At 72.7% G+C, this 9,097-nt stretch carries 8 protein-coding genes; 2 read left to right on the forward strand and 6 right to left on the reverse strand.

Annotation, left to right across the window (positions count from 1 at the left end; translation table 11 throughout):
* Together I59_RS03310 and I59_RS03315 are read right to left on the reverse strand one after the other, a co-directional pair.
* The coding region (locus I59_RS03310) for a response regulator transcription factor (RefSeq protein ID WP_022902662.1) at positions 1 to 655 on the reverse strand (655 nt) is incomplete at its 3' end.
* Positions 656 to 781: 126 nt separating this feature from the next.
* Complete coding sequence (locus I59_RS03315; protein WP_022902663.1) at positions 782 to 2,041, reverse strand: class I SAM-dependent RNA methyltransferase; 1,260 nt, start codon at positions 2,039 to 2,041, stop codon at positions 782 to 784.
* A 14-nt stretch (positions 2,042 to 2,055) separates the two neighbouring features.
* On the opposite strand from I59_RS03315, the gene I59_RS19035 reads away from it, so the two are divergent.
* Both I59_RS19035 and I59_RS03330 read left to right on the forward strand, forming a co-directional pair.
* Positions 2,056 to 2,847: a nucleoside triphosphate pyrophosphatase gene (locus I59_RS19035; RefSeq protein WP_022902664.1), complete on the forward strand. Its 792-nt coding sequence runs from the start codon at positions 2,056 to 2,058 to the stop codon at positions 2,845 to 2,847.
* A 79-nt stretch (positions 2,848 to 2,926) separates the two neighbouring features.
* Complete coding sequence (locus I59_RS03330; protein WP_022902665.1) at positions 2,927 to 4,699, forward strand: biotin carboxylase N-terminal domain-containing protein; 1,773 nt, start codon at positions 2,927 to 2,929, stop codon at positions 4,697 to 4,699.
* Between the two features lie 299 nt (positions 4,700 to 4,998).
* On the opposite strand, the gene I59_RS20585 is transcribed toward I59_RS03330, so the two are convergent.
* The 4 genes from I59_RS20585 to I59_RS03350 all read right to left on the reverse strand — a co-directional run bounded on the left by I59_RS20585 (position 4,999) and on the right by I59_RS03350 (position 8,941).
* On the reverse strand, positions 4,999 to 5,793 hold the full coding sequence (locus I59_RS20585) for a hypothetical protein (RefSeq protein ID WP_049976517.1): 795 nt from the start codon (positions 5,791 to 5,793) through the stop codon (positions 4,999 to 5,001).
* Positions 5,794 to 6,027: 234 nt separating this feature from the next.
* Positions 6,028 to 7,692 (reverse strand): phospho-sugar mutase, encoded by a 1,665-nt coding sequence (locus I59_RS03340; RefSeq protein ID WP_022902666.1) that lies wholly within the window; start codon positions 7,690 to 7,692, stop codon positions 6,028 to 6,030.
* Positions 7,689 to 8,552, reverse strand: a complete 864-nt coding sequence (locus tag I59_RS03345; protein WP_022902667.1) for a purine-nucleoside phosphorylase — start codon at positions 8,550 to 8,552, stop codon at positions 7,689 to 7,691. Before I59_RS03345 ends, I59_RS03340 begins: the two co-directional genes overlap by 4 nt.
* A gap of 110 nt (positions 8,553 to 8,662) precedes the next feature.
* Positions 8,663 to 8,941 carry a PTS sugar transporter subunit IIB gene (locus I59_RS03350; RefSeq protein ID WP_022902668.1) on the reverse strand — a complete coding sequence of 93 codons (279 nt, stop codon included), beginning with the start codon at positions 8,939 to 8,941 and terminating at the stop codon, positions 8,663 to 8,665.
* Positions 8,942 to 9,097 lie beyond the last annotated feature (156 nt).

The raw sequence follows: 9,097 nt of genomic DNA on the forward strand, positions 1-9,097 counted from the left end.
ACGGCACGCGGAGGAGGTCGACCTTGGTCGGCGCGGGTCGTCCGACCTCGACGTACTTCACGCGGATGCGGTCGAGGTACTCGCGGGCGGTGGAGTACCCGATGCCGAGCTGCTGGGCGGCGAGCTTGAGCGGCAGCCCGGACGCGTAGAGGTGCAGGATCTCGCGCTCACGACGACCGAGCTGGGCCTTCGCGAAGTCGCGGTCCGCGTCGATGGCGCTCGCCCACTCGAGGTTGTTGAGCACGTCGCCACGTGCGACGGTGGCGACGGCGGCCATCACGGTCTTCGTCGCGGAGGACTTCGGGATGACCCCGGCTGCCCCTGCAGCCAGCGCCTCACGCACGTTCGCCACCCGGTCGGCGATGGAGTGCACGAGCACGGCCGACCCGGTGCCCTGCACACCCTTGACGTTCTCGGTCACGGTCGAGCCGTCGCCGAGCGACAGGTCGAGCACGACGACGTCGACCTCGCGGTCGCCGAGTTCACGGATGTACTCCGGGACGCTCGCGGCGGTGAGGACGACCTCGAAGCCCTCGTTCTGGCACGCGGCCTGGATGCCGAGCCGGACCGACTCGTGGTCGTCGACGATCGCGACGCGGACCGGCGTGGTCTGGACGTCCGTCGCGTGGGAAGTGGGTGTCGTTGCTGCTGCCACGGTGGCCTCTCGTTCCGATGCGCACTCCGGTCCCTGATACCGGAACGCATCATCGGCCAAGGATACCCAGGTCGGACCCAGGTCCGGCGGCGCTGATGACGTGACGCGCCGACGTGACGTCCGGTGTCAGGCGGCGGGGACCAGTCGCGCGACCGCCTCCATGTGGTGCGTGTGCGGGAAGAGGTCGAACGCGCGGAGCGCCTCGAGCCGGTAGCCGAGGTCCGCGAACGTCGCGACGTCACGGGCGAGCGCGACGGGGTCGCACGCCACGTAGACGACCTGTGCGGGCTGCAGCGCGGCGATCTGCACGACGACCTCGCGGCCGGCGCCGGAACGGGGCGGGTCGAGGACGACGGTGCCGGCACGGAAGCGGGCGCGTTCGTGCGGCGAGGCACCGGCGGCCGTCCGGGCGAGCCAGCGGTCCACGCGGCCCGTCTCCGCGCGGGCACCGATCCACTCGGCGAGGTTCTCCTGCGCGTGCTCGGTCGCCCGCTCGGACCCCTCGACGCTCGTCACCTTCGCACGGGGGCCGACCAGGTCGCCGAGGGCCGCGGCGAGCAGGCCCACACCGCCGTAGAGGTCGAGGTGCTGCCCCTCCGGGTCGAGCCGGTCGGGGTCGACGAGGTCCTGCACGGCGGCGGTGAGCACGGCCGGGGCCTGTCGGTGCACCTGCCAGAAGCCGTTGTCGTCGACGGCGAAGGTCCGCTCCCCCACGGTCTCGGTGACGACGGTCGGCTTCTGCTCGTCGATGACGAGTCGCGCGCCCTCGGACCCGCTCGGGGCCAGCACGTCCACGACGGACGCGCCGGGCATGGCGCCACGGCCGAGGGGGGCGTTCTCCTGCACGACGGCGCTCGCGAGGGGCAGGGCGGTCACCGGGACGACGGTGTGCGAGCGGGCGGCGAACGGTCCGGGGGTGCCGTCGGCGTCGACGTGCAGCCGGACGCGCGTGCGCCAGCCGAGGCCGTTCGCCGCGTCGTCGCCCGGCACCGCCTCGACCACGACGTCACGGCCGAGGACGTCGGCGAGGTCCGTCCGCGCGAACCGGGCGAACGCGTCGACCAGCACGTCGTGCTTCAGCGTGCGCTGGTGCGACAGCGCGATGTGGCCGAACTCGGCCCCGCCGGCGCGGATCGCCGGGTCGCGGTCGAGGCCGGCCTCGGGCCAGACGTGGTCGACGCGGTGCTCGCTCGGCTGCTGCACCGAGACGGTGTCCGCGCGCCAGAACGACTTCTTGCGGTCCTCGGTCACCCGCGCGGTGACGCGTTCGCCCGGGATCGCGTCCGAGACGAACACCACGCGTCCCTCGTGCCGTGCCACCGAGATGCCGCCGTGGGCGATCCCGGTGACGTCGAGTTCGAGCAGCGTTCCGACGGATTCACCCATGGTTCGATGTTCCCATGCGTCTGTACCTCGCGAGTACCTCCCCCGCCCGTCGTGCCCTGCTCGCCCAGACCGGCATCGAGCCCGTGCTCGTCGCCCCCGGGGTCGACGAGGACGCCGCGGTCGCCGCACACGAGGCGACGCTCGGCCGGCGGCTGACCGGACCGGAGCTCGTGTCGCTGCTCGCCGTCGCGAAGGCGTCGGCCGTCGCCGACGCGGAGGTCGCCGGACGCGGGGTGGACGGGTTCGTGTTCGGCGGCGACTCCGCCTTCGAGGTCGACGGCACCCTCTACGGCAAGCCCCACGACCCCGAGGTCGCACGGGAACGGTGGCGGCAGATGCTCGCCGTCGGGGGCGGCACCCTGTGGAGCGGCCACTGCGTGCTGGACCGGCGTGCGGACCGTCCCGGGACCGGTGACGGTACCGCCCACCGGCCGGGAGGCGCGGGGCGGGCCGGCACCGTGCCTCCCGGCCGTCAGGTGCCCACCTCCACCGCCGGGGACGGCCTGATCGCGGAGGTCACGCCCGGCGGGTCCGCGATGGTCGCCGACGGCGACCGCGTCGTCGCCGTGGACAGCGCGGTGCTCACCTTCGCCGACGACGTGTCCGACGACGAGATCGACGCCTACGTCGCCAGCGGCGAACCGCTCGAGGTCGCCGGGGCCTTCACGATCGACGGCCGTGCGGCGGCGTACATCACGCGGATCGACGGCGCGCCCTCGGCCGTCGTCGGTCTGTCGCTGCCGGTGCTGCGCTCGATGCTCCTCCGCGGGTTCGGCGCGACCTGGCACGACCTGTGGTCGATGTAGACATCCACACTTCTTCCCGTCGGTTCTTTGTGGGTGCCAGTCAATTCGGGCCGCCGCCGCACGAATACGCTGGCTTACCATGCCCCGTATCAGCAAGGTCCTCATCGCGAACCGCGGCGAGATCGCCGTCCGCATCATCCGCGCGGCCCGCGACGCAGGCAAGGCATCGGTCGCCGTCTACGCCGACCAGGACCGTGACGCCCTCCACGCCCGCCTCGCCGACGAGGCGTACGCGCTGAACGGCACCACGAGCGCCGAGACCTACCTCGTCATCGACAAGATCATCTCGGTCGCCCGCCGCTCCGGCGCGGACGCCGTGCACCCGGGGTACGGGTTCCTCGCCGAGAACGCCGACTTCGCCCGTGCCGTCATCGACGCCGGGCTGACCTGGATCGGCCCCTCGCCGGAGTCCATCGAGCAGCTCGGTGACAAGGTGTCCGCACGCCACGTGGCCGAGAAGGTCGGCGCGCCGCTCGCCCCCGGCACGATCGAGCCGGTCGAGGACGCCGCCGAGGTCATCGCGTTCGCCGACGAGGTCGGTCTGCCGGTCGCCATCAAGGCGGCATTCGGCGGCGGTGGCCGCGGCCTGAAGGTCGCCCGGACGCGCGACGAGGTCGCCGCGCAGTTCGAGTCGGCGACCCGCGAAGCCATCGCGGCCTTCGGTCGTGGGGAGTGCTTCGTCGAGAAGTACCTCGACAAGCCCCGGCACGTCGAGACCCAGTGCCTCGCGGACGAGCACGGCAACGTCGTCATCGTCTCCACGCGCGACTGCTCGCTGCAGCGTCGACACCAGAAGCTGGTGGAAGAGGCTCCGGCGCCGTACCTGACGGACTCCCAGAAGGAGCGCCTGTACGAGTCGTCGAAGGCGATCCTCCGCGAGGTCGGGTACGTCGGCGCCGGCACGTGCGAGTTCCTCATCGGGGCCGACGGCACCGTGTCCTTCCTCGAGGTGAACACGCGCCTGCAGGTCGAACACTGCGTCTCCGAGGAGGTCACCGGCATCGACCTCGTCCGCGAGCAGTTCCGCATCGCGGAGGGCGGCGTGCTCGACTACGACGACCCTGAGCCGCGCGGACACTCCTTCGAGTTCCGCATCAACGGCGAGGACGCCGGGCGCAACTTCTTCCCGGCGCCGGGCCCCGTGCACGCGTTCAACGCCCCGTCCGGCCCCGGCGTCCGCGTCGACTCGGGCGTCGTGTCCGGCGACGTGGTCTCGGGTTCGTTCGACTCGATGCTCGCGAAGCTCATCGTCACCGGTGCCACGCGCGCCGAGGCTCTGGAGCGGTCGCGCCGTGCCCTCGCCGAGTTCGAGGTCACCGGCCTGCCGACCGTGCTGCCGTTCCACCGCGCTGTCGTGTCGGACCCGGCGTTCGCCACGTCCGACGACGAGCCGTTCAGCGTCTACACGCAGTGGATCGAGACGGACTTCGTCAACGACATCCCGGCGTGGAGCGGCGCGACCGAGGAGCTGCCCGCTCCGGCGTCCCGCGACACGGTCGTCGTCGAGGTGCAGGGCAAGCGCATCGAGGTCACCATGCCGTCGATCGTCGGCGGTGGCGCTGCTGCCGGTCGACGTCCGGCCGGGCCCTCCGCTCCTCCGAAGCGTCGGTCGTCCGGCGTTCGTGGCGGGCTCGCCTCGTCGGGATCGGTCACGTCGCCGATGCAGGCCACCGTGGTCAAGGTCGCGGTCGCCGAGGGTGACACCGTGGTGAAGGGCGATCTGCTCGTCGTCCTCGAGGCCATGAAGATGGAGCAGCCCGTGCAGGCCACCCGCGACGGCGTGGTCAAGGCGCTGAACGCCCCCGTCGGCCAGACGATCTCGTCCGGGCACGTGCTGCTCGAGCTGGCGTAGGCGCGCGCGGCGGGGCGCGGCGCGGCTCGCGGCTCGGCGCGGCGCGCCGGGCTCCCGCACAACCAAAGTCACCTCGAACCACGCCTCGCCGTGGTTCGAGGTGACTTTGGTTGTGCGGCGCCGAAGTGCGCCGGGTCCGACTCAGCGAACATGACGGAACGACCGGGGTGCGGTGGGGACCCCGACAGCGCGGAGGACGCCCGGAGCGCGTCGAGGTCGTTCGCCTCGTCCCATCCGAACCGTCCGAAGCCGCGTACCTCCCGGTGCCCGCCGGAGTCGGTCCTCTCGGCGCTTCTCCGTCACGACGACGTCGCGGCGGACATGCCGGGTCGCCGGAGTGCCGGATCGACGTACTTCGTCCTGCCGTCGAACTCCAGGACGACCCCCTGCTCGGGGAACCAGAAGTCGACCCTGCCGATGAACCCGGCGTCGTCGTGGAACGCACGCTGGAGTACGGGCCGGGGAGCGCCGACCTCGTCGAGGGCGACCCGAGCGACCGACTCCCCCGGTGACCCGCTCGCGCCGTCAGCGAGTTCCAGCGCGACCGCCGCACGGTGTCGACCGTGCACGGCTCCACGCGCCTCGATCTCGGTTCGGACGTCGGCCAGCACGCAACCCGCGGCGAGCGCGACGTCGAGCGCCGGCACGGACAGCCGGAGCTCGAAGGAGATCGCGAGATCGGCGACGGTGCTGGTCAGGTCCGTCACCCGGCGCCCGTTCGCGATCATGTACTGCGTCCGGAGCCGCCTGCCTCGTCCGGGCCGCTTGCGCACGTGCGTCAGCGACTGCGTCGTCGATCGCTCGGGGTCGATCACCTCGACCACGTCGGGGAACTCGCCGTGCCAGGGCAGCCCGTGGAGCGCAGCAGCCGACGCATGTGCGACGACGAGCCGCGGCGCGATCCGATCGTGGACAGCCTTGATGCGCGCGATGTGCCGTTCACCCGGCGTAGCGCGTCGCCACTCCGTCGCGTCCACGAAGCGTCCCGGGGTCAGGCGGACGAGCGATCCCTGATCGGCAGCGTCCCGGAAGGAGCGGCCGCGCGTACCGGTCGGGTCTGCACTGCCGCCGCGGATGATGGTGAGTCGAGTCATGCGCCCACGGTCGACGATGACGGGCGGGATCGGTTCGTGTCGTGGTCCTCTGTGGAGAACAGCCCCGCGCGAACGCGGCGTGGAGGACGGCGCGGCTCACCGCCGCACAACCAAAGTCCCCTCGAACCGTGGCGATCCGCGGTTCGAGGGGACTTTGGTTGTGCGAGCGGGCGCCAGGAGCGTGCAAGCGGGCGCCGGGAACGTCCGAGCGGGCGCCGGGAACGCGCCGGTGGCCTACGACACGAGGGGGCGCACGGCGTCGGCGAGGGCGTCGACGAGCGCCCGGGCCTCGCTCGGCGTCGCGGCGACGGTGTCGATGTAGACCTTCACCTTCGGCTCGGTGCCGCTCGGCCGCACGATCACGCGGGCGTCGCCCTCGAGGTCGTACCGGAGGATGTCCGACGGCGGGAACCCGTCCACGCCCTCCGCGTAGTCGGTCACGGACCGCACGGCGACGGGACCGAGCGACGCCGGCGGGTCCGAACGGAGCGCCGCCATGATCGTGCCGATCCGCGACAGGTCGTCGACGCGTGTCGCCACCTGCCCGGACGCGAACGCCCCGAACTCCGCGGCGAAGGCGTCCAGCCGGTCGGCGACGGTCTGCCCCGACGCGGCGAGCGTCGTCGCGAGGTCGAGCAACGCCACCGCGGCGGAGATGCCGTCCTTGTCGCGGACGACGTCCGGGTCGACCAGGTAGCCCAGGGCTTCCTCGTACCCGAAGACCAGCTCGGGGACCCGCGAGACCCACTTGAAGCCGGTCAGCGTGTCCCGGTAGGCCAGACCGTGGCGCTCGGCGACGCGGGCGAGCGCCGGCGACGAGACGATCGACGCAGCGAGGGTGCCACCCCGCCCGTCCGACGAAGCCCGGGCGGCCGCCTGCCAGCCGAGGAGCCACCCGACCTCGTTCCCCGACAGTCGGCGGAAGGATCCGGAACCGTCCGGGATCGCCAGCGCGAGCCGGTCGGCGTCCGGGTCGTTCGCGATGACGAGGTCGGCGTCGATCGCGGTCCCCCGCGCGATCGCGAGGTCCATCGCGCCCGGCTCCTCGGGGTTCGGGAAGGAGACGGTCGGGAAGGCGCCGTCGGGGTCGATCTGCTCCGGGACCGTGGTCGGTTCCGCGAACCCGGCGCGCAGGAAGACGGCGCGAGCGGTCTCCCACCCGACACCGTGCATGGCCGTGTAGACCACCTTCGGCTGCTGGTCGACCGGGAGCCCGGCCGCGGGCACCGTCGCCGCCGTGGCGGCGACGTACGCCTCGAGGAGCGCGTCGTCAGCGACCGTGTAGTCGGTCCCGCGGGCCAGGTCGGTGATGGACCCCGCCGCGACCGCGTCGATGGCCGCAGCGATCGTGCCGTCGACCGGCGGCACGATCTGGGAGCCCTCGTCGTCCTCGCCGAGGTACACCTTGTACCCGTTGTCCCGCGGCGGGTTGTGGCTGGCCGTCACCATGACGCCGGCGCCGACCCCGAGGTGCCGCACCGCGAACGCCAGCACGGGTGTCGGCAGCGCGGACGGCAGCAGCGTCACCTCGAGCCCGAGGCCACGCATGACCTCGGCGGAGTCGCGGGCGAAGACGTCGGAGTTCACGCGGCCGTCGTAGCCGATGACGACGCTCCGCGATCGGCCGGTGTCGACGAGGAACCGTGCGAGCCCGGCGGCGGCCTGCGACACGACCACGCGGTTCATCCGCAGCGGCCCGTAGCCGAGTTCGGCCCGGAGACCGGCGGTCCCGAAGGCGAGGCGCCCCGCGAAGCGGTCCGCGAGTTCCTGCACGGCAGGACCGTCACCGCTTGCCGCGGCCTCGATGGCGGCGTCGAGCTCGGCGCGGGTCTGCTCGTCGGGGTCCTGGGCGGACCAGGCACGTGCGGTGGCGACGACTCCGTCGACGTCGAGCTTCACAGCGCCGGACCGTCCGTGGCGTCGGACGACGAGCCGATCGCCGCCACGACACGGGCGAGCAGGTCCGCGATGCGGGGCTCGGCCTCACGACCGGCCTCGAGCACCTCGGCGTGCGAGAGCGGGGTCTTCTGGATGCCCGCGGCGAGGTTCGTGATGAGGGAGAACCCGAGGACCTCCATCCCGGCCTGCCGTGCCGCGATCGCCTCGAGCGCCGTCGACATGCCGACGATGTGACCGCCGATCGCCTTGGCCATCTGCACCTCGGCCGGGGTCTCGTAGTGCGGCCCGCGGAACTGCGTGTACACGCCCTCGTCCAGCGACGGGTCGACACCGCGGGCGACGGCACGCAGCCGCGACGAATAGAGGTCGGTCAGGTCGACGAACGTCGCGCCCTCGAGCGGGCTGTCGGCGGTCAGGTTGATGTGGTCGCTGATGAGCACGGGAGTGCCGGGCGTCCAGTGCTCCTTGATGCCGCCGGCGCCGTTCGTGAGGATCATCACCGAGGCCCCGGCTGCCGCGGCGGTGCGGACGCTGTGCACGACGCGACGGACGCCGTGGCCCTCGTAGTAGTGCGTCCGGGCGCCGATGACGAGCGCGTGCCGTCCGTCGGGCAGCGCGATCGAGCGCACCGTGCCGGAGTGCCCGGGCACGGCCGAGGCGCTGAAGCCCGGGACCTCGGCTGCGGGGATCTCGGAGACCGTCTCACCGATGATGTCGGCGGCCTTGCCCCATCCGGATCCGAGGGTGAGGGCGATGTCGTGCCGCTCGATCCCCGACTTCGACGCGATGACGTCGGCGGCGGCGCGTGCGACCTCGAACGGGTCGGCGGCGGGGTCGTTCAGCGGGTTGTCCGTGCTCATGCCCCGATCCTAGGGCGCGCCGACAGGACGCCGGGCGCGCACACGCGCGCGCCCGCACACGGCGAGCGTGCACACACGCGCGCGCCCGCACACAGCGAGCCCAGCGCCGCTCAGTGCTCCCCGAGTGCCCGGTCCACCGCCGCCGTGATCTCGCCCTGGTCGAAGTGGTTCCGGATCACGATGACCTCGGCGTAGGTGTCGCCGATCGCCTCGACGAACTCCTGGCTCGTCAGGATCACGTTGGCGTCCTCGGCCACCGACCGGACGGACGCCACGTCGGCGGCGACGACGGACGCGCTGAGTCCGAGCGTCGCCAGGGCCTTCTCGGCGTTCACCTTGAGGATCCCGCTCGACCCGATGCCCGCACCGCAGATCGTCACGATCTTCACGAGTCGGCCTCCGCGGCCCCCGCGGCCCCGGACGACTCCGCCCCCGCGGCCCCCGCGGCCCCGGACGACTCCGCCCCCGCGGCCCCGGACGCAGCGACCCCGAGGATCGCGCGGACCTCCGCGGCGGACGCCGCCGACGCCAGCCGGGTCGTGACC

It is taken from the genome of Curtobacterium sp. B8 (assembly GCF_000333315.1).
GTDB lineage: Bacteria > Actinomycetota > Actinomycetes > Actinomycetales > Microbacteriaceae > Curtobacterium > Curtobacterium luteum.

Bases quoted from the DNA above. Each gene is read 5' to 3' on its own strand.
- I59_RS03315 (WP_022902663.1), bottom strand. From the start codon at position 2,041: ATGGGTGAATCCGTCGGAACGCTGCTCGAACTCGACGTCACCGGGATC.
- I59_RS20585 (WP_049976517.1), bottom strand. From the start codon at position 5,793: ATGACTCGACTCACCATCATCCGCGGCGGCAGTGCAGACCCGACCGGT.
- I59_RS03345 (WP_022902667.1), bottom strand. From the start codon at position 8,552: ATGAGCACGGACAACCCGCTGAACGACCCCGCCGCCGACCCGTTCGAG.
- I59_RS03330 (WP_022902665.1), top strand. From the start codon at position 2,927: ATGCCCCGTATCAGCAAGGTCCTCATCGCGAACCGCGGCGAGATCGCC.
- I59_RS19035 (WP_022902664.1), top strand. From the start codon at position 2,056: ATGCGTCTGTACCTCGCGAGTACCTCCCCCGCCCGTCGTGCCCTGCTC.